18 protein-coding genes are annotated in these 20,620 nt (G+C 37.9%); 7 read left to right on the top strand and 11 right to left on the bottom strand.

Features of this window, described 5'->3' with window-relative positions:
• Positions 1-4 precede the first annotated feature (4 nt).
• Positions 5-3,622 carry a helicase-exonuclease AddAB subunit AddA gene (gene addA / locus GYM71_RS05100; RefSeq protein WP_220221148.1) on the bottom strand — a complete coding sequence of 1,206 codons (3,618 nt, stop codon included), beginning with the start codon at positions 3,620-3,622 and terminating at the stop codon, positions 5-7.
• A 2-nt stretch (positions 3,623-3,624) separates the two neighbouring features.
• Positions 3,625-7,098: a PD-(D/E)XK nuclease family protein gene (locus GYM71_RS05105; RefSeq protein ID WP_220221149.1), complete on the bottom strand. Its 3,474-nt coding sequence runs from the start codon at positions 7,096-7,098 to the stop codon at positions 3,625-3,627.
• A gap of 78 nt (positions 7,099-7,176) precedes the next feature.
• Between GYM71_RS05105 and mvk the strand changes: the two genes are divergently transcribed.
• Genes mvk through fni form a run of 4 tightly spaced genes read left to right on the top strand, consistent with a single transcriptional unit; the run spans position 7,177 to position 11,200 of the window.
• Entirely contained in the window at positions 7,177-8,085 is a 909-nt protein-coding gene (gene mvk / locus GYM71_RS05110; RefSeq protein WP_220221150.1) for a mevalonate kinase, read from the top strand.
• Entirely contained in the window at positions 8,085-9,044 is a 960-nt protein-coding gene (gene mvaD / locus GYM71_RS05115; protein ID WP_220221151.1) for a diphosphomevalonate decarboxylase, read from the top strand. Before mvk ends, mvaD begins: the two co-directional genes overlap by 1 nt.
• 36 nt (positions 9,045-9,080) lie before the next feature.
• Positions 9,081-10,163, top strand: coding sequence for a phosphomevalonate kinase (locus tag GYM71_RS05120; protein ID WP_220221152.1), 1,083 nt, complete (start codon positions 9,081-9,083; stop codon positions 10,161-10,163).
• A gap of 17 nt (positions 10,164-10,180) precedes the next feature.
• Positions 10,181-11,200, top strand: a complete 1,020-nt coding sequence (gene fni, locus GYM71_RS05125; protein ID WP_220221153.1) for a type 2 isopentenyl-diphosphate Delta-isomerase — start codon at positions 10,181-10,183, stop codon at positions 11,198-11,200.
• A 120-nt stretch (positions 11,201-11,320) separates the two neighbouring features.
• Here the strand turns inward: fni and GYM71_RS05130 are convergent, their stop codons facing one another.
• The 4 genes from GYM71_RS05130 to GYM71_RS05145 are packed head-to-tail and all read right to left on the bottom strand — an operon-like array spanning position 11,321 to position 15,218.
• A complete protein-coding gene (locus tag GYM71_RS05130; RefSeq protein WP_220221154.1) occupies positions 11,321-12,112 on the bottom strand; it encodes a Cof-type HAD-IIB family hydrolase in 792 nt (263 codons plus the stop codon).
• An 8-nt stretch (positions 12,113-12,120) separates the two neighbouring features.
• Positions 12,121-13,518 (bottom strand): RsmB/NOP family class I SAM-dependent RNA methyltransferase, encoded by a 1,398-nt coding sequence (locus GYM71_RS05135; protein ID WP_220219674.1) that lies wholly within the window; start codon positions 13,516-13,518, stop codon positions 12,121-12,123.
• Entirely contained in the window at positions 13,511-14,476 is a 966-nt protein-coding gene (locus GYM71_RS05140) for a hypothetical protein (protein WP_220219675.1), read from the bottom strand. Before GYM71_RS05140 ends, GYM71_RS05135 begins: the two co-directional genes overlap by 8 nt.
• Positions 14,466-15,218, bottom strand: coding sequence for an SAM-dependent methyltransferase (locus GYM71_RS05145; RefSeq protein ID WP_220219676.1), 753 nt, complete (start codon positions 15,216-15,218; stop codon positions 14,466-14,468). The genes GYM71_RS05140 and GYM71_RS05145 overlap by 11 nt, the downstream gene beginning before the upstream one ends.
• Before the next feature lie 83 nt (positions 15,219-15,301).
• Between GYM71_RS05145 and lepB (GYM71_RS05150) the strand changes: the two genes are divergently transcribed.
• The 3 genes from lepB (GYM71_RS05150) (at position 15,302) to GYM71_RS05160 (ending at position 16,724) form a co-directional block, all read left to right on the top strand.
• Positions 15,302-15,871, top strand: a complete 570-nt coding sequence (lepB, locus tag GYM71_RS05150) for a signal peptidase I (RefSeq protein WP_220219677.1) — start codon at positions 15,302-15,304, stop codon at positions 15,869-15,871.
• A gap of 21 nt (positions 15,872-15,892) precedes the next feature.
• Entirely contained in the window at positions 15,893-16,471 is a 579-nt protein-coding gene (gene lepB, locus GYM71_RS05155; protein ID WP_220219678.1) for a signal peptidase I, read from the top strand.
• Between the two features lie 61 nt (positions 16,472-16,532).
• Positions 16,533-16,724, top strand: a complete 192-nt coding sequence (locus tag GYM71_RS05160) for an LBP_cg2779 family protein (protein WP_220219679.1) — start codon at positions 16,533-16,535, stop codon at positions 16,722-16,724.
• Between the two features lie 83 nt (positions 16,725-16,807).
• Here the strand turns inward: GYM71_RS05160 and GYM71_RS05165 are convergent, their stop codons facing one another.
• From GYM71_RS05165 to GYM71_RS05185, 5 genes are all read right to left on the bottom strand, one after another.
• Positions 16,808-17,635, bottom strand: coding sequence for a hypothetical protein (locus tag GYM71_RS05165; protein ID WP_220219680.1), 828 nt, complete (start codon positions 17,633-17,635; stop codon positions 16,808-16,810).
• The gene (locus GYM71_RS05170) at positions 17,635-18,339 is read right to left on the bottom strand and encodes an ABC transporter ATP-binding protein (RefSeq protein WP_220219681.1); all 705 of its coding nucleotides are present in this window, start codon (positions 18,337-18,339) and stop codon (positions 17,635-17,637) included. Before GYM71_RS05170 ends, GYM71_RS05165 begins: the two co-directional genes overlap by 1 nt.
• A gap of 335 nt (positions 18,340-18,674) precedes the next feature.
• Positions 18,675-19,514 carry a hypothetical protein gene (locus GYM71_RS05175; RefSeq protein ID WP_220219682.1) on the bottom strand — a complete coding sequence of 280 codons (840 nt, stop codon included), beginning with the start codon at positions 19,512-19,514 and terminating at the stop codon, positions 18,675-18,677.
• Positions 19,515-20,219 carry an ABC transporter ATP-binding protein gene (locus GYM71_RS05180; protein ID WP_220219683.1) on the bottom strand — a complete coding sequence of 235 codons (705 nt, stop codon included), beginning with the start codon at positions 20,217-20,219 and terminating at the stop codon, positions 19,515-19,517.
• 3 nt (positions 20,220-20,222) lie between these two features.
• Positions 20,223-20,618: a GntR family transcriptional regulator gene (locus GYM71_RS05185; protein WP_220219684.1), complete on the bottom strand. Its 396-nt coding sequence runs from the start codon at positions 20,616-20,618 to the stop codon at positions 20,223-20,225.
• Between the last annotated feature and the right edge of the window lie 2 nt (positions 20,619-20,620).

A 20,620-nucleotide genomic window follows, 5' to 3' on the forward strand; every position in this document is an offset into this window, starting at 1 on the left:
TTTTCTACTTAATTTCGACGATTTTTTGCGCTGCCAGTAAAACTAGGTATTTGTGCGTTACCTTTTTGTTAGCAAACGAATTTAAAGCCTGCTCATAAAGTCTTAACTGCCCCGTGTATTTTTGCTTAAGCTGATTAATTGCTAAATCCAAATGATTAGGATCGAGATAATCAGTTTTATAGTCAAATAGTATTATGCCATCATTTTGGATGAAGTAACCATCAATTGTACCGTGAATTAAAATTTTAGCATTTGGATCACTAAAATGGTCAAATAAGCTACTTGCCGAAAGTAAACTAGAAAATTCAATTTCACGTTTTAAGTTCTCCGGCCTTTGCCAAAATTCACGGCTAAAGTCGCTATGAACAAACCAGTTAATCTGTTCTTTATTTAAATCCGGTACAATAGCGGGATTTAGTTTATCTTGCTTAACTAATGAAGCAATTTCATCATCTAACTGCTGGTCATCACCCTTGCCGTGATAATCATAATATTGTAACAGCAGGTGTGTCGCGGTTCCGATTTCGGCTCCGGTAAACTTGGTTGCAAACAAAAAATTAGGCTTAGTATCAATCGGCTGTAAATACCTATTAGTTGATGAGAGCAAATGAGCATTCTCTAGTTCACTGTCCAGTGGATCATTAAAGGCCTTTTTTATTTCTGAAACAGATTGGTAAGCGGTCGTCTGACTAGCATCTTTAAACGGATAAGCAAAATCATAGAGCTTTTTGGCTGTTTGATTTAAAAGCGTGAAATCCTCTGTAGCGGCCGTTTTTGCTTGTACGGTTTTGGGCCGTGCAATTGTTTCATCCTGGTAGTGAATTAAGAGTAAATCTTCTTGCTCTTCTAGTTCCGGGGTGATCTCACTCATCGGCAAAGCTACCTGATGCGTAAAGTTAATGGCTGGACCAATAAAGCTCATTGCGCTGGTAGCATCAATCTTATCGCTTAAGGGTAACTTATGCTCATGATTAAGTTGCTGACTCCAAGTCTGGGTAAGTTTGGGAAAATTCTTTAAGTCAGTCACTAAAATTAACTTTTGCCGAGCTCTAGTCATACCAACGTATAGTATTCTAGCCTCTTCTTCGAGTAATTGTTTTTTCTTGGCAACATTGTCATATGATTTAAGCAGTGAATCAGCGCGATAATGCTCTTGGCGTAAAGTCAATCCGACATTATCTGCGTTAATAATATAATTTCCACTAAGATCACGCAATTGAAACCGGTGCTGCAACCCAAGATAAAAAACAATTGGAAATTCCAGGCCCTTAGACCCGTGAACAGTCATTAGCCGCACTGAATTGCCTGCTTCTTTAGCCAGTAATGGCTGTGCCAGATCTTTTTGGCTGCGGCGCATTCTTTCGATAAAGTTAATAAACTGGTAAAGTCCCTTAAAACCGGCACTTTCATATGAGCTTGCCCGTTCATACAGTGCTTCTAAGTTGACTCGCCGCTGTTTGCCGTTGGGCAATGCCGTCATGATTTCTAGCAAATTGGTTCGCTCATAAATGCTCCAGACTAATTCGGAAATCCGGTGATTCGTAGCAAATTGTCTTAATTCAGCTAATTGGTTTAAAAAATCCTTTATTTTTTGACTGAGGCCATCGTTAATTGCCACATAAGAGGTCAAAGCATCATAAAAATTAGTATTTTTGCTATGAATCCGAATTTGGGCTAAATCTTGTTCATTAAAGTTAAACAGCGGAGAGCGCAGAACAGTTACCAAAGGGATATCTTGATCGGGATTATCAATAATGCGCAAGTAATTCATAACAATGGTCAATTCAATTGTTTGAAAATAGTTTTTGGCATCCGTCACCATTAACGGCAGATCGTTTTTCGCAAATTCCTGCATGATAGCAAGGTTCTCACTCCGGCTACGAGTCAAGATGGCAATATCACTATATTTAAAAGGCCGCTTTTGACCTGTCTGTGGGTCATATACTTCTAAGTGTTCATTTTGAAATTGCTTGATGCGATTAATAACCATGGCTATTTCTGCTGAGTCAATATCTTGCTCCTGCTCCTCATTTAGTGAACCCTCTTTTTCATCTTGGTTATGGTAAATGATTTCGCATGAAGCGGGAAGTGCAGCCGGATAATATTTAGCCCCTAAAACCAACTGCCCTTCTTTTTGGTAGTCAATGCCGCCAAAGTCGGGTGTTAAGATGGTTTTAAACACTTGATTAACAATTTTGAGAACGGGATTAGTCGAACGAAAGTTTTCGGAAAGCAAAATTCGCTCTTGGTCGGTATTTTCTTTCTTCGCCGCTTCTTGGTATTTATGCAAGAAAAGCGTGGGTTCGGCTTGCCTAAAACCGTAAATCGATTGTTTGACGTCACCTACCATAAATAAGTTATTTTGACCGGTTTTCTTAATTAGTTGTAAGATCTTTTCTTGCAACGGATTAATATCCTGGTATTCATCAACTAAAATTTCAGTGAACTTATTTTGGTAAAAGGAGCGTGCCATTTCAGCGTTAGATGTGTCTTGACTTAGGATCTGGTATGCAAACTGCTCCATATCACTGAAATCGACCAAATTTTCTGCCCGCTTTAATTCCCCGAAACGTTTGATTAGGGCATTTTCTGCTTTTACAACTGCGGTCATAATTTTTTGGCCACGTTTTAGGATCTCAATTTGCTCATGTTCATCTGTAGCGTAAAAAGACGTGAAGGCAGTAAACACTTGCTCAGCGGCTTCGGCTTTGCGGTCATAGCAATTTTGGTAAAAAGCTAGTAGATCCTCATCCCATTTTTTTGACTTACGAAAGGTTCCGGTAAAAAGACAACTACGCAATAACTGCCTTTGGTCGTCGTAATTAGCGTCGTTAACTAATCCTTCAAGATACCGGTTTAGGAATTTCTGAAAGATAGTAAAACTTTCCTTAACCTTCGCTAGTTCCTTGGTTTCAATCAATGGGTCGTTAACAATTTGCTCAATTTTATTGCTGAGCTCAGTAAAAGTATTTGTTAAATAAGGTTTAATTTGCTTTTGCCACAGCTTAGTTGTAATTACGCTTTCCCCTACTTCATATTTAGCAGCTAAGCCTTTTAACCAACTGGAATAATCAGGTTTAGCCATTGCGTAAGAGTATAAATCTAAAAGAAGATTTTGCGCTGATTCTGCATCCCTGTCGCCAGCAAAATTATTATAAAAGCTAATGAAGTCCTCGTCATTTTCCTCTAAAAACTCGCTTTCAATTTCGTGCAGTGCTCGTTCACGCATCAATTCGGCTTGTGTTTCATCGGTCAAGACGCTAAAGCTTGGATCAAGATCGATGACGTAGTAAAAGCGATGAATGACGTCTAGGCAAAAGGCATCAATTGTGGAAATATTGGCAGAGTCAACCGCGTTAAGCTGCTGCCTGAGATAGGTTTTGGCAGTCGTCTTGGCTAGCTCAGTTTGCAAAACTTGTTTAATTCGCCCCTTCATTTCTTGGGCTGCTGCCTTGGTAAACGTTACTACTAATAGTTGGTCTACCCTAGTTCCAGCAAGAATTTCTTGCAGCAAACGCTGCACCAAAACAGTGGTTTTGCCACTTCCAGCGGAAGCAGAAACTAAGATGTCGTGTCCGCGATCGCTAATCGCCTTATTTTGGGCTTGAGTAAAATCTGCCATGACTATTCCTCCTCTCCCAGTTTCTCTTTAATTTTACTTAATAACTCTTTTTTACTTAAACTGCCAACCTGGTGATACTTGTTTTCTTTAAGCATTGCGTCAAAAAAGAAAATATCACGGTAGTCGGAATAAGTTAAGGCGTTAATACCTTTGCCATACTTATATGGATTGAGCTTAATTTCACCGGATAAAATTTGACTTGCGGCGTCCTTAATGAGCTCTTCATCATATTGCAGCAAAAGCTCAATTTCATCATCTTTAAAAGCATTACCCCGAAAGCTGAGACTGCCATCTTTTTTACTATTAACACCGGTATATAAATCCGAGGTGGTACTGTTTTTTTCAAGCTCAGGGTCAGCGTCAAGAACTAGTGCTTGGTCATAATTAATTAATCCGGTGTATTTTAGCCTGGTTTTGCCATCCAGATTATCTTGTTTTAACTCTAAATGACTATTGTACAAATCTTTACCGTTTAACCGCTCAGTTTGCCTCGTAATTGTTTGGTAAAATGCACCAAGCAAGTAAAGTGGTGTTTTGCCCGTAAAGAAGGGCTGGTTTTTCAGTAAAACATCGAGATAGGAAACCATTTGTAGTGAAATACCTTGGTAAAAGAGGCCCAAATTAAATTTCTTTGCGGAAGACTTGTAATCAATCACCTGCGCCAAGTATTCATTCTTGTCACTAATTTGGGCCAAATCAACCCGGTCCATCTTACCGCGTAAATTAACATAATGCTTGCCAGCCAAGTTAGGAACAACCAGGTCAAGGCCGTGGACTTTTTCGCCAAAACCAAAACTAAGTTCAGAGTATTTTGCCCGTAAAGGCGTTTTTTGTACTGCTTTTTGCCAGTTGAAAGCAACCTTGGTGGTAGTTTGATCAAGACACTTAAATAAAAATTGGTTAAAGGGATCATTGGCAAGCTGCTTATACTTAGCTTCGGCCATCATTTTCGCTCTAGCAATGGCTAGTAATTGACTTAAAGTAGTTTCGTCAACATCGGCTAAATCTAAGTGCTTTTGGTTAAGTTCTTTTACCAAACGGTCGAAAGTTTCGTGAAAATAATTACCGGCTTGAATAATATCAAACTCATTTTCAAAGCGTTTATGCAAATGCAAACCGTAATTTAAAAAGTATTCGTAAGAATTTTCATAAAAAGTTTCCAGTTGTGAAACGGATGAATTTAAATTCTGGCCGTACAATTCCTGGGCTAACTCAGCACCAATATCTGCCGGCTGGTTGTCAAATTGACTGGCTTCTAGAACCATTGCCGTCTTAGTTGGGATTTTTGCTGCTGTTAATTTTAATAATTGATCAACATCAATTTCGCTATTTGCCTGCTTTAAGTAAGTCAAGTAACCTAAACTTGCCTGGGGATTGGTCAGGAAACTTAAAAGGTCCTGGAATTTTTCCGGTAAATTGTGTTGCTGGAATTCGATTGCACCAGCGCGTTTGAGCCGGTCATAATAAATTGAAGGCTCAACTGCTTCGTTGTCAGAATTGGCCACCGAATAAGATAAGTAAACCTTGTCACTGGCCAAGGCCAAACAAATACCAAACTGATAGTTCTGATCAAGATTGCTTAATTGCTGGTGATCTTCCAAATAAGAATCTTCGCCAAAGGCAGTACTTAAATTCTCTAGATTTTCAGTGCTTAAAAAACCTGGGGTGGTTTGAATGGCTGGCAAACCAGTGCTAGTAGCGCCCATGATGAAAACTTGCTTATAGCCGCTAACTTGGACAATACCTGTTTCAGAAAGATTAACTGCATCCAAGGTAGAAGGAATTTGGGAGAAAGTAGCCTCTTTAAAGCCGTTGGTTAAAACATTGAAAAAACTGGCTACATCAAATTCAGTCGGATTAATCAGTAAGTAATCATGTAATAACGTAATGAGCAAGTCCCATACTTGTTCAGATTGGCGTGCTTGCTGCAAGTCACCAGCGGTTTGCGCATCTTCGCGCCATTTTTCAAGTACTTGATTAACCTTATTATTAGTTAAAAAATTAAAGAAAGTGGTAATCGCTTTTTGCGTGTCCTCTTCCTGCTTAAGTTTAGTTAATAACCGTTCGAGCTTTTTCACAAAAAAGTCTTTTAATTTGCTTATTTGAGCCACTTCATCAGGAACTTTGTCTAGTCTGATCACTTCAGAAGCAACATAGTCCGTAAAATCACGTTTCCATAAATTATGGTTAATTCCGTGCGCCAAAACAAAATTTTCCAGCTCATCGACGTCATGAATATAAGCTGATTCTTCTTGGTACCAGTCCGGAATAATTAGATGGGTTTTCATAATTGCCAGCATATTTTGGGTTTGAAACGGCCGTGCCAAAAGCTGAGCAATATTTTCAATTAAAATAACTAACGGATGATATTTCATTTCTTGCTGTAAGTCATCAAAAAATGGGACATGATTCTGCCGTAAAATCGGAATCAGGTATGTTTCGTATTCATGTAGATTGGGTGCTAATACCAAGAAATCGCGATAACGGTAGTTTTTTAGGGCCACTTGTTGGTAAATTGTATGGGCAACATAATAGGCCTCGGCATACCGGTTATCTGCTCGAACTAATTGCACCTGGTCAAGTTTACCCACATCATAAGCAGTGCCCGTCCAGAACTCATTGAGCAATTCCCGCTTAGTGGGCTGGGGCGAAATAGGAGTTTTTTCTACTTCATAAGACAGATCATGCTGTTTCAAATAATTCAGTAATTGATTAATTGTTCTCTGAATTACATAATCGTAATCACCTTGCGCAAATTCAGGGTTAATGTCGCCAATTTTGGTTTTAAAAGCTAAGGTAACGCTATGAGCATGCATCATTAACAATTTGACCGTCAGACATTCCTGCAGTGAAAAATGAGAAAAATCACTAAAATAAAAATCGGTCTTGCTTAAATCAATTCCGCTAGCAAGATACTCATTCAGCTGCAATTGCACCTCATTTGAAGTCGAAAACTTAGTAGCAATTGTACTAGTAAATGCCTCGTAAATGATTTTAAGGTCTGCAATCTTATTTTTCGTTTCTAAGTCAAGAGAATCTTCGTCGATTTCATCAAGATCAAGGTTCCCTTCCCTAACCTGCAAAATCGTATCATAAAGCTGTTTAACTAAACCGGGACTGACGCTAACCGTTTTAAAAAGATGAAGCTGGTCACGCTTTTGCTCAATAATCTTGGCTAAAATCATGGCAGCCGCGGCATTATCAAGTTGCGTTGGCAAACCCTGTTCAGCATCTTTGAGGAAAAACCAGGCAAGTCGCGAAAATGATAAAACCTGCAAATTTTTAACCGATTGCTCAACGTTGCCCTTGCTAACGGCTAATCTGTTTATTGCTCTGACTTCTGTGGTAAACTTAATATGATTAGGAACGATAATAAAAGTTTCGTGTTCTGGAAAGCGTTGGTAGTTATCAACTGCAGCTTGCAGGACTTTTTCTTGTAAAGAATCTGTCTGCCGACCGACTAAAATCTTGATCATCTGTTCTCTTCTCCTTTGCTATTTATTTTAGCATAAGGAGTTAAAAAAATTTCACAAACAGTAAGGATCTTAAGCAAAATGAAATCTAGTTATTTGGCCCATGGCAAAGTAATTTTAATCGGGGAACATTCCGTTGTATATGGCTATGATGCGTTAGCAATGCCAATTAATTCGCTTCATATCAAAACAACTGTTGAACCGGCCCCCGAGATGTGGATGGACACTGAGCGTTATCAAGGGCCTTTTTTTATGGCTCCAAATGAATATAACGGCTTAAAATATGTTGTTAAAAAAATGTTGGAGTTAGCTGCCAGTACAGAGCAACTGAAAATCTCATATACTGGGCAAATTCCAATTGAACGCGGATTGGGTTCTAGTGCCACCGTTGCCCTGGCAACCACTCGGGCAATGGACGACTATTTCAAGCTTAATCTGACCGAAGAGCAAATTTTGGCTATTACCAATCATGCGGAAATGATTAATCATGGTAAAGCCTCAGGTTTAGATGCGGCTACAGTTAATTCCAACTACCTCGTTTTTTTTAATCAAAAAGATGGTCCACGTGTTTTAAAAGCAAAACTGGGCGCTACTTTATTAATTATGGATACAGGAGAATTAGGCAGTACGAAAGAAGCTGTTATGCAAGTTCATGATCAAATAAAAGCTTCACCACAAGCAGCAGATAAGTTAAAGCGACTGGGAAAATTGGCAGATAGGACTAAGACGTCTTGGCTTAATCATGATGCTGGTCAAATTGGTACTTACTTTAATGAAGCACAAGAAATTCTGTGTTCTTTTGACTTATCAACGGCTAAAATTAACCAATTACAAAAAATTGCACTTGCGCACCAAGCGCTCGGCTTTAAGCTTTCAGGCAGCGGTCTTGGCGGCATTGTAATTGCTCTTTGCAAGAATCATGCGGTAGCGCAAACAATAGCAGATCATAGTCAAAAAATTGCTGTTAATAGTTGGATTGAGGAGATTTAATGGGAAAAACTGTACGAGCACACGCCAATATTGCACTAATTAAATATTGGGGGAAAAAAGACGAACGTTTGCGACTTCCTTTAATGTCAAGCCTTTCTATGACGTTGGATCGTTTTTATACTGATACTAAAATTACCGAAAGCGATCTTAATCATTTTTACTTAAACGGGATTGAACAAATCGGTCAAAGTTCGCAGCGTGTTTTCACTTATCTTAAATTTTTGCAGGACAAGTTTGGTGTTAGTGGTAATTTAGCAGTCAGATCAACCAATCATGTTCCAACGGCTGCTGGCCTGGCATCGTCTTCGTCAGCTTTTGCTGCTTTAGCAGGAGCTTTCTGCTCTCATTATGGCTTTGAAATAGAACCCAAAGAATTATCCCGGCTTGCTAGAATGGGTTCAGGCTCTGCGTGTCGGTCAGTTTTTGGTGGCTTTGTCTTGTGGCAAAAAGGTGAAGATGATACTACATCTTATGCCTACGCCTTAAACGAAAAGCCCGAGATGGACTTACAGCTTTTGGCAATTGAATTAAATCCGAAACCTAAGAAACTTTCATCAACGGAAGGGATGAAACAAGCGACCAGTTCCCCCTTCTTTAAGCCTTGGTTACAGCGAAATCAGACCGAGCTAGACCAAATGATAACGGCCATTCAAAATAATGATTTTACTGCGCTGGGACAACTAGCAGAATTAAACGCTAACGAAATGCACGCAATTAACTTAACCGCCCAGCCTGGTTTTACATATTTTGAGCCACAAACAATTGCAGCGATTAACTTGGTAAGGCATTTACGTGAAACTGGGATTGAGTGTTATTACACGATTGATGCCGGTCCCAACGTAAAAGTTATTACTCGTTTAAAAAATGTAAAAGAAATTACTAATCAGTTTGTATCGCAATTTGACAATGTTAAGATAGTAAATGCAAGTTTTGGTCCAGGTCTATCATATTTGGACTAATTAATGTAATTTAATTGATTAGGAGATTAAATTCTTTTGATAACAGAACAAGCGCCCGGAAAGTTATATATTGCTGGCGAATATGCGGTACTTGAACAAGATTGTCCCGCAATTTTAGTCGCAGTTAATCAATTTATCCGGGTTTCAATTACTAAAACAAAGTCATCTACTGGGTTAATCCATTCTAAACAATATTCACAAGATTCAATTCACTGGGTTAGGCATGGAGCCGAAATGGTTATTGACAATCGTGATAACCCTTTTGAATATATTTTGGCGGCTATTTCGTTTACTGAACGATTTTGCCTTGAAAAGCACATTGAGATGCAGGTCTATGATCTTTATATCAATTCTGATCTTGATTCGGCTGATGGTAAAAAGTATGGCTTGGGCTCCAGCGCGGCAGTTACGGTAGCAACTGTGAAAGCAATCTTACGCTTTTATAACGTACCCTTCAGTAACGAACTTGTTTATAAATTGTCAGCCATCTCTCATTATTCAGTTCAGGGTAATGGTTCGGCTGGTGATATTGCTGCCAGCGTTTATGGTGGCTGGCTTGCCTACCAGACTTTTGATAAAAGCTGGCTAAAACAAGAACTAGCACATAGATCGCTGTCTGAAGTTGTCGATGAAGCATGGCCAGGACTAAAAATTCAGTTGTTAACGCCGCCAACCGGCATGAATTTAATGATTGGTTGGAGTCAAAAGCCTGCTTCCACTTCCCGCTTAGTTGATGAAACTAATGCCAACAAAGAGGCACTGAACGGAAAGTACCGGGAATTTATTAGGCTTTCACGAAAATGTGTTTTAAAAATGATTGTTGGGTTTGAAAGAAACGATATCGACCTAATTAAAAAGCAGATCCGCGAAAACCGTAAATTGTTGCAACACTTTGCTGCTATCAATCAAATTGCGATTGAAATTCCCCGCTTATCCAAATTAATTAACATTGCTGAATCATTTGGTGGTGCTGCTAAAACTTCTGGTGCCGGTAACGGTGATTGCGGGATCGTCATTACAGATGAGCAAACCAACATAGCGGCCCTTGAAGAAGAATGGCGTCAAAACGGGATTATGCCCCTTGATTTTCACGTTCATTCCGTCAAGTTAGCCCGGTAAATGAGTAAGAGGAAAAAATGTCCATTAGATCTACGCGTAAAGAAGAACACTTGGCTTTAGCCCAAAAGTTCTATGAGAATGAGAAGTCGAATAGTTTTGATCAGATGCATTTAGTTCGACCGGCTTTACCTGAAACTAGTGTTAACTTGCAGGCGATTAGCACAAAAATGTTTGGCAAAACTGTGAGTGCCCCATTTTTCATTAATGCAATGACGGGCGGCTCTAAAAAATCTTTTGCAATTAACCAAGCTTTAGGTAAAATTGCCCAACAAACGCACATTGCGCTTGCTTTAGGCTCCGCCAGCATTCTCGTCAAAGAAGCAGATCAGCTGGATAGCTTTATCATTGCTCGTCAAGAAAACCCCAACGGTGTATTGCTCGCTAACGTAAATGCTAAGACTTCTGTAAGAGATGCTGAAAAAATTATTGCTGAGCTGCAAGCAGATGCCTTGCAAGTCCATTTAAACGTCGTGCAGGAAATAGCAATGCCGGAAGGTGATCGCGACTTTCACTGGCTAGCTAACCTTCAAGAACTACGCCAGCAAATAACTGTGCCAATCATTATTAAAGAAGTTGGTTGTGGTCTGGATCAAGCAACAATTCACCGTTTAAAAAAAGAAGGCATCACCTTCTTCGATATCGCTGGTAGTGGTGGAACCAATTTTGCACAAATCGAAAATGCCCGAAACCCGCAGCCCCTTGCTTACCTTGAAAATATCGGCTTACCCACTGTTATCGCGGCGGTGCTAGCTGCAAACGAAGATGTTGATTTGATTGTTTCAGGGGGGATTCGCAATCCGTTAGATGTCTTCAAGGGACTTTGCTTAGGTGGAAAATATGTTGGTATTTCTAACACTTTCTTACAAGTCCTGCTTCAAGACAATGGCTTTGAAAATTTACTTCAACTGATTAAAGAATGGCAAAAGCAACTTGCTTATTTAATGGCGATTTATGGTCAAAACAATTTAACCGATTTGCCTAAAATTAAGCGTTACTTTGATTTACCATTAAAAGCGCAAATTGACCAATTACTTTAAAAATAAGTCAAAAACATGAGTATTGAAAAATCCTGTTAGATCTTGGTATTGTAAACCTTGATTTAACAGGATTTTTGTTTGGATTAAAAGATAAAGTATATTTAACTGACTTGCTTATTATTAGTCATTTAAAAGCCGCCAAATTTCTTTTTGAACTGCACTACTATTGCTAGAGCCAATTACGCGGTTAGCTGCACTTTTAGCGATTGGCAAGGCGGTAGCAGTCACATAACTTTGACCAACATATTTAAGCATTCCCACATCATTGCCACTATCACCGAAAGCAACCATTTCGCGGGGATTGATATGATACTTTTTGCTTAAGTACTCTAATCCAACCGCCTTGTTCATTTTTTTAGTCGAAATATCAATTGAAGTAGCTGACCCCGACACAAAACCAATCTGAGGATAATTATTTTGCAATTCGCTAATAATTCGTGGCCTCTTTTTTGCTGGAACATCGAGTGTAACTTTAAAAATCTGATCTTGTAAATCGGTAAAACTTGGCACAATTGTCAATTTAGCATAATATTTTTTTAACTCAGTAGCATATTCTGGTCCGTCACTTGCGCGTACGTATGCACTTGCAAGACCGGAAACGGTTATCTTTTCATGCGCATACTTAGCGATAATCTCAAAAATGACTTGCAGATCCTCATCGGAAATACAATCGGTATGAATAACCTGTCTGCCCTGGGCTACCAATGCTCCATTCTCAGCAATAAAGTACATTTTAGCTGCCGTTTTGGGAAAACGGGCATAAATATTTTCATATTGGTTACCGCTAGCAATGACAAATTTAATTCCGCGCTCCTGCATAATTGCAAATTCACGTAAAAATAGTTCCTCATCGTAGGTTTTTTGATCGGTCAACCATGTTCCGTCCATATCGGTAGCAATTAATTTAATCATGTTAATCTCTAATCTTTCTTCAAAATTCGTAAACCTTTAGGGTAAAAATTCTTCAAAACGCCATCTCTCGTATTTTTACCAAAGCTAAAGATTAAGTGCTGGTAACTAAGTAAAATAAAGCCCTGCATCTTTTTATCTTGGCCACGTAATGTTTCTCCGTGTAAAAAAGCGGCGAAATCTGGTTGGTTAAGTTCAAGCACCTGCTTTTGCTCAACTTGACTTAAAACCATTGCCAATTGATGACTCGGTTCAAACCGATTTTTCTTAAGCAAACCTAGTTCAAAACCATTATTTAAAATTTTCAAATGAGCAATGTTTGTCGTTAAAGCTGGTAAAAAAACGTGATCGTGGCTTACTAAACAGCGCGTGGACCATTCACTTAATGCCGAAGGCAGATTGAATGGTTTTAAGACTGGTGCAATCAATTCCACCTCTTGATTAGTTAGGTGCCTAGTACTGGCTTTTTCACGTTTACGCTTTTGTCGTTGAGACTTGGCTTTAGTGATCACTGAGCTGGCAGGCTTTTGCAGTCTTGCCACAAATTGGCCTTCTCCTAGCTCATCAAAAGGCCAAAAACGTACTGTGTTAGTTAACGCCGGATTTTGATCAGCCCAATCAGGGTTTCCAGCGGCGCAGTTAGTATTGCTTAAAGTGATAGGTAAAATCTCAAAGTTATAAGTTTGGGCGAGCCAAGATACAATTTGTTCATCTTCTTCGGGCGCAAAAGTACACGTCGAGTAAATAAGCTCGCCACCCGGTCGCAACATTTCTGTCGCAGCTGCTAAGATTTCTTTTTGACGACTTTGGCAGGTTAAGACATAATCCTGGGACCAATAAGAAACGGCATCTGGATTTTTGCGAAACATCCCTTCCCCACTACATGGTGCATCAACAACAATTTTATCAAAGAAATTGTTAAAGTGCTGCGCTAATCTTGCTGGACTTTCATTAGTAATTAATGCATTGGTGACTCCCCAGCGCTCCAGATTTTCACGTAGGACTTTTGTTCGGGAAGATGAGATATCGTTAGCAACTAATAGACCATCACCTCTTAACTGTTCAGCCAAAGCGGTACTTTTTCCGCCAGGCGCAGCGCAAAGATCAAGCACTTTCTCTCCGGGTTTTACCTGAGCAATCTGCGCAGGAAACATTGCAGCTGGCTCTTGTGAATAGACCATCCCACTTACCCATTCAGGATCTGAACCACTAACTTGACCATAATACGCGTTATTAATCCCTAAAACAGGTTTGCTTAGCGCATAACCAATATCTTGTTTTTGCTTGAGTGCGTTAATGCGAAATGCTTTCTTTGGTTCTTTATCGTTCATTGCAGCAAATAGCTGATCGGCTTTTGGACCCAATAATTTGCGGTACTTAGCAGTAAATTCATTAGGTAATTTAAGCATCTAGTTTTTCCTTTCGTACGCGATAAAAAATACCATAACTATAGATAATGGAAATAATTATCCAGCTAACTAGTAACAATAACAAGAGATGGTCCGGCTTTGAGAAGAAAGCCCGCCAGCATAAGAAGAAATAGGCACCAAACACCAGTAAAATTTCGGTTAAAATGGTTCTAATTCCGTGGTTTAACAGCCAATTACGCAGTAATCCGCCACTTAAGTGAGTTTGCTTAACAGTTTGCCAATCTAAAAAGGCTAAAATGAGATTGCTGATTCCGGCAATCAAAATAAACACGCCAATTAATAATATTTCCTTGATCACTGAAAATTGATGGCTCTGATGACTTTTGACAAACGATGGTGTTTTAACCTTTACACCATAATGAGCAGCAATCTGTCTGATCACTCTAGTCGAACTATCAATGATAATTACATAATTACGCAATTTAAATTGACCAGTCGGCTGCTTTGAACCCGTAGTTAAGTAATACCCATTCTGTTTCATTTGCCGATAATGTTTTAATGTCCCAATTACGGTGTAATATTTATTGTTTAAAACAATGTACTGGTTTCCCTGTGTTTTATACTGTTTAACATTGGCATTTAAGCCTAAGACACCAAAAGAGACCCTACCCTTAAAGTCGTCAGAAGTAAAGTAACGACCCGCTTCTGTTGGCAAAGTTAAGACATCTTTGTTAGACCAAATTAAAGTTTGCTTATCTTTTCTGTTACTTGCTAGGTGAAGCTGGATCTTGTTTTTTGGAAACTTTTGCTCTAAATAACGCACAAAAGTGCTAATGTTTTGGTCATTTTTAATTTTAATATAACGAGTATTATTGCTTAATCCGTATGCTTCAAGTAATTGATTGGCTTCATCGGATTGAATATTAGATAGCATTGAGCCCATACCGAGCATTGCTAAAAAAATAATAAATAATAAAAAAATCTTTTTAAATTTCATGTTCTATCTCAAATATTTGTTCATCGATAAAATCGTAACTGGTAAAAGTTTGCTTAATTTGTCTAAGAGCTGGTGAATGACGAAATTTTTCCTGGTGCCAAAAAGCTGGTGAGTTTGTGGCCCCATTTTTTTCGCCAATAAACAAGAAGTGACTTTTGGGATTGTACTTTTGCCAAGCTTTAACTGCTGCTAAATCACTGCGGTTAAAATTGGGCGCCCAAGAACAAAGAATTAAGTCTACTGCTGAATACTGTGCAATAGCTGAACTAGCATTTAGATTAACAACGGAAGCAAACGGTTGCTGGCCAGTTCGCGAAGTCTTGGCCCACTGCAATGAATCTGTTGCAACTGTTTCAACCCCAACCTGTTGTAATGCCCTAGTCCAATAAGCGTTACCCGCCATTATTTCCAGTGCCGAATTTACATGTAAGTTCTCTTTGATTGCTTGAGCCGTTTCCAAGTTCGGTAAAGACCATAAACCATAGTGAATCGATAAAAACTGCCTTGTACTGTTAAAAAGCTGGTTAATTATCTTAAGTGCCGCTGCTCTTTGCGGTCCGACTTCTGTCATTATCTCCTCTAGTTTATCAGGATAAAAGCCGAGTAAACCCGGTGCTTTAGCCAAAACTTGCTTTTTTTCAATTGTTTGAATGATGCTCATGATTTCTTTAGCTTGCTGATCAACCTGTTGGTTGTCAATCTCAATTGCTAAGTGCTTAATTTTCTCTAAAAATTCTGTCATATCAAATACCTATAATGATTTTACCATTCAAATGAAATGATTTCAGTTATAATAAAGAGTAATAGAATAAAGGAGAATATTTGATGGAAAATGATATAAAAAAAGACGATGAGGAAGAAAGTTTAGGGAAATTCATTTTAGATTTTGTCATAATGGTAGTCGTTATTTTCGGGATTTTTTATCTGCTGTTTCACTTTGTTTTAGTTAACGTGCGTGTTTCTGGCATTTCGATGCAGCCGGCTTTTGAAAATAACGAGCGAATGATCTCAGTTCGTCACTTTACACCCAAAAGATACGATGTTGTTGCCTTAATTCCTCCTAAAAGGGCGAATGATCCGCATGCACTCTATGTTAAGCGTGTGATTGGATTGCCGGGTGATAAGGTCACAGCAAAAAATGATAAAATGTATGTTAATGGTAAACTAATACCTGAACCTTATTTGAATAACAAATTCAAGAAAGCAGATAATGCTGCGGGCTATACCTATACCAACAATTTTACCTATCGCGTACCTAGTGGCCATTATTGGGTTATGGGTGATCATCGGGATATCTCAAAAGATTCACGCAGATTTGGTCCCGTTAGCCGTGGTAATTTAGTTGGTAAAGTTGTCTTTCGTTATTGGCCGTTTAACCGGGTTCAAAGTTTTTAATCTAAAATAGGGAGAATTTTTATGGCAAAAAATGTTACAAAAAAGCAGGATCAAGAGGAAGAAAGCCTTGGCAAATTTATTTTAGATATCGTCGTCATGATGGCGGTTATCTTAGGCGCTTTTTATCTCATTTTCCATTTCGTATTGTCTAATGATCGGGTTTCTGGTCCATCAATGCAACCTACTTTTGAAAATAATGATCGGTTGATTTCCGTCAGAAATTTCACACCTAAAAGAAATGATGTCGTCGTTTTATTAGCTCCTGAGGCTGCCAACGATGTTCCTGGCGCTCTATATATTAAGCGTGTTATCGGCTTACCTGGCGATAAACTGGTGTCTAAAAACGATAAAATGTATGTTAACGGAAAATTGCTTCCTGAGTCTTATTTAAATAATAGCTTTAAAAAAGCAGCTAATGACACTGGCCATACTTATACTAATAATTTTACTTATAAGGTACCGAAAGGTTACTACTGGGTAATGGGTGATCACCGCGATATTTCGAAGGATTCACATATTTTTGGCCCGGTAAAACGTAAGAACTTAATTGGTAAGGTGGTATTGCGGTATTGGCCTTTTAACAAAGTACAAGGTTTTTAATATGACTTTTCTTTAAAATTACCGGTTTTTTCGCTAAAATAAACTGTAAAGGAGAATTATTATGAATCAGCAACTAGAAGAATTATCCAGTTCAATTATTAATTATCAAATTAAGCATCATATCACGGACACTGACTTGGCTTTTGCCAGTCACCTTTCGGTTGAAAAAATTCATGCAATGAAAACCGGTGAGGGTGAGTTCACTCCTGAAGAAATTAACCAACTCTATGATTACCTTGCCGCTAACCAGTAGGAGTTATGATTTTAATAATTAAAGGGCACTAAGCATCTGCTTAGTGCCCTTTTTGCTTAAGATAAAATGTGTTACTAGTAACTTTACTTACTTTCACTCGCTTCGAAGAATTTGTTGTAAGAGAATAAATTAATAATAGCTAATACAACATTAAACGTGATCAATATAATAATTATGTTTGACAAAGTATGATTGTCGGAAAACAGGTCTCCGCGCAAAAATGAAAGCGGATATAATACAATTGATGCGATAAAGTTATTTGTATTAATGATGGTCCAAGCAATCAAAATAATCAACAAGATAATAATAACTCTGATATACGCTTGACCGTTAGAACCGGGAAGAAAATCAGCAATTGAGCGGCTGCTAAAGTTTAAAAAATCAACTATGAAGTAAAATAAGAAACCCAGTAAGATTAAGATAAAGACTAAACTCAATATACTAGAAACAATTTGAAAATCGATCTTAGTTGCATCGGCATTAACATATTGAATGCTTTTAATAACTTCTTTGGCAAATTGGCGATCGACCAGCATTGTAATTAAAAGAAAAATTATATTACTAATGATTTCCAATATGCAAAAGAATGCTACGGAAACAAATGAACTTAACATGTTGTCTGCGTATAGTCCCGAACTACTCATTGGGATTAAACGCCAAGTTTGATTGCGGTTGACTTTTTCATGAGTAATACAGGTTATACAATAGTAAATTCCAATAAATAAAAAAGTTAAATATAAGAAATTAGTCAACCACGTTGCGGTGAAACTGGCATTCTGAAGAGATTTATCGTGAATGTAATTAAAGAAGGTCAGGGCAAATGAGCCAATTAGCTGGCAAATAAACCATAGATGAGTATTTTTGATTTTTAGCTTGAACAGCTCAGTAAAACTACGGTAAAAAATTGACATTACTCTTCCTCCTTCTCGTAAAGACCTTCATAATAGTCTTCGAGACTTTCGTTTTTAGCTCTAATTTCTTCAGTAGACTTGTGGCAATAAATTGTCTTGTCTTTGATAATGACCACTTCATCTAAAAGTGATGCAATTTCATTAACAAAGTGGTCAGAAATCAAAATGGTAGCTTTTTCCGCTTTCCACAAGATAATAGAACTAATTATTTTTTTGCGGGCCATCGCATCAATGCCAGAAAAAGGCTCATCAAGCAAATAAAGGTCAGTTTTACGTGAAAAAGTTAAAGCAATAACTAGTTTTTCCCGCATCCCCTTTGATAGTTCTGCCAATCGTGAACTTGCATCTAGCCTCATAAACTGGCGTAACTGGTCAAATTCTTCAAGATCAAAATCTTGATAAATCACTTCGTAGAATTTGACAATCTCACTAATTCTGGTTGAATCAGTAAAACCTGTCAGGCCGTCAGTAAAGGACAGGTGTGCCTTTCTTTCGGCTTCTTTTTCACGTCCAGCTACATAGACACTACCATGGTAATTCTTGGCTGTGCTGCTGATGATACGCATCAGGGTGGTTTTCCCTGCCCCATTTTCACCTAGTAGGGCTACAATTTTACCAGGTTGCAGGGTTAAGTTAATATTTTTTAAAATTGACTTTTGATTTTTCCGGTAGGTCAAATCCTTGATTTGTAAAAGATTTTCCATTGTACTACTCCTGTTTTGAATAACCAGATAAGATTGTACTGGTTTTTAATGTCCTCCGCTTTATTGTCTAAAGTGTTGGCAAGCATTAAGCTATTTTTAACTGTTTAGTGTGGTTAGACGTTGATGGTATTTGATCATTCACGAGAGAAATTTTTTAAAAAAATCCCTTGCAAGATAATAAGATTAAGCTCAAAGCATCAGATTTTTCTTTTTACTGTATTATTTTTCTAATACAGTATCATGTTAAACTAAATAATAAGAATTTGCAATAACTTTAAGAAAAAGACCAGCTCTGACATAATTTCAGTAGTTGGTCTTTTGAATTCGATATTTGCTCAATCTTTTGGTTCAAAATAGCGGTTGAATAAAAATAAATCCGCTAATAAGAATACAAGAAAGATAATCACACAAATGAGACTGGAGCTATAAAAGAAGCCCGTCAAGTCCGGGTCATTGTAGAATAAAGAACCTGGAACATTGGAAGCAACGAGCCAATTGATGGGTTCCATTACTTTAATTACTAGCCAAGAAATTACTAAAATTAGTAATCCGCGAACAAAAAATAAAGCTGGACGATTTGAAAATCCAGGTAAAAAATTGAGAATGGCCTTGCTGGAGAAATTTAAAAAGCTAATTAAGACATAAGTTACAAATATTAGTAGAATCAGCCAAACCACTATTTGTAACAGCGTAAGATAAAAGTCGGCCCCTAGTTTGAAAGCATCATGACAAATATCTTGCCAGATACTGATGGTATTTATTCGAAAATCCTGATCTGTCACAAAGGCTAATATGGAAAAAAGGACGACAAATAACAGATTAATAATATTCATCACGATCAGGGCAACAAATGAACTTAGAATATTAGCTAAAAAATATTTAGTATCGCTAATCGCCAATAATCGGTAGCTTTGGTTGCTATTGTAGCTTTCGTTGTTAAAGCAAGTAATACCAAAAAATACTATCAGAGCAATCACAGCCAGACTAGCGAAAACCCCAATCAAGATGAGGAAAAAGCCAACATTGCCATTATCGTATAAGTAAAAATGGCCGTCTCTAAAACCAATTACACTAATAATTGAAATAACTATTGCCGCAATCGTTTGAATTGCTAGCAGAATGTAGCCTTGCTTCATTTTATTCTTGAAAAAGACTGAAAATAACCGCTGAAACATCTAATCCTCCTCATCTTCATAAATATTTTCGTAAAAGTCTTCGATACTTTCATTGCTTTCCCTGATTTTCTCGGTAGACTTATGCGCATAAATTGTCTTGTCTTTAATAACAACGACCTCATCAAGGATAGAAGCAATTTCATTAACAAAGTGGTCGGAGATTAAGATTGTTGACTTCTCATCTTTCCACAGAATAATAGATTTAATTATCTTCTTACGTGCCATCGCGTCAATACCAGAGAACGGTTCATCCAAAAGGTAAAGATCAGTCTTACGTGAAAAAGATAAAGCAATGATTAGCTTTTCGCGCATCCCTTTAGACATTTGCGCTAAGCGAAGATCAGGATCTAATTTCATAAATTTTACTAGTTGCTCAAATTGTTTATTATCAAAATCAGCATAAAGCTCCTGGTAAAACTCACCTAGTTGCTTTATTTTGCTTGATTCCCGAAAGCCAGAAAGACGATCACTAAAAGATAAATGAGCTTTACGCTCAGTGAGGTCTGAAAAATCACTGACGGTAACAGTACCAGTATAATTTTTGGCAATTCCTGCGATTATCCGCATTAAAGTGGTCTTCCCTGCACCGTTTTTTCCTAAAAGAGCAACAATTTTTCCTGACTGCAAGGTTAAATTCACATCTTGCAAAATTTTTTTCTGATTTTTCTTATAACTTAGATTTTTAATTTCTAAAAGGTTAGCCATTACTTAAACTCCTAGCTTTAGAATCCGCCTAAAGGCTGAATTGATTTGATTATTATCAACGCCTTGCTTATTTAGACCCCCAATGAAGTCCTTTACTGCATTATTAAGCAAATCTTGTTTAAGCTCCGAGATTCTTTCGTTATTATCCGTTACAAAATAGTCATCAGCCTTGTTAACTAAGATTTGCTCGTGCAATAATTCGGTTAACACCCGCTGAACGATATGCGAATTAACCGTCAACTCAGCTGCCAGATTACGACTTCCAGGTAGTTTCTGGCCAGCAGCCAATTTACCGTAATAAATTTGCCACTCAATGTATTGTTTGACCTGTAAATAAAGCGGCCAATCATCTACTAGACGAAATTTTCTTACTTTTTTGTCGTGCAAGCTAATGCTCATAG

It is taken from the genome of Lactobacillus panisapium (assembly GCF_019469265.1).
GTDB lineage: Bacteria > Bacillota > Bacilli > Lactobacillales > Lactobacillaceae > Lactobacillus > Lactobacillus panisapium.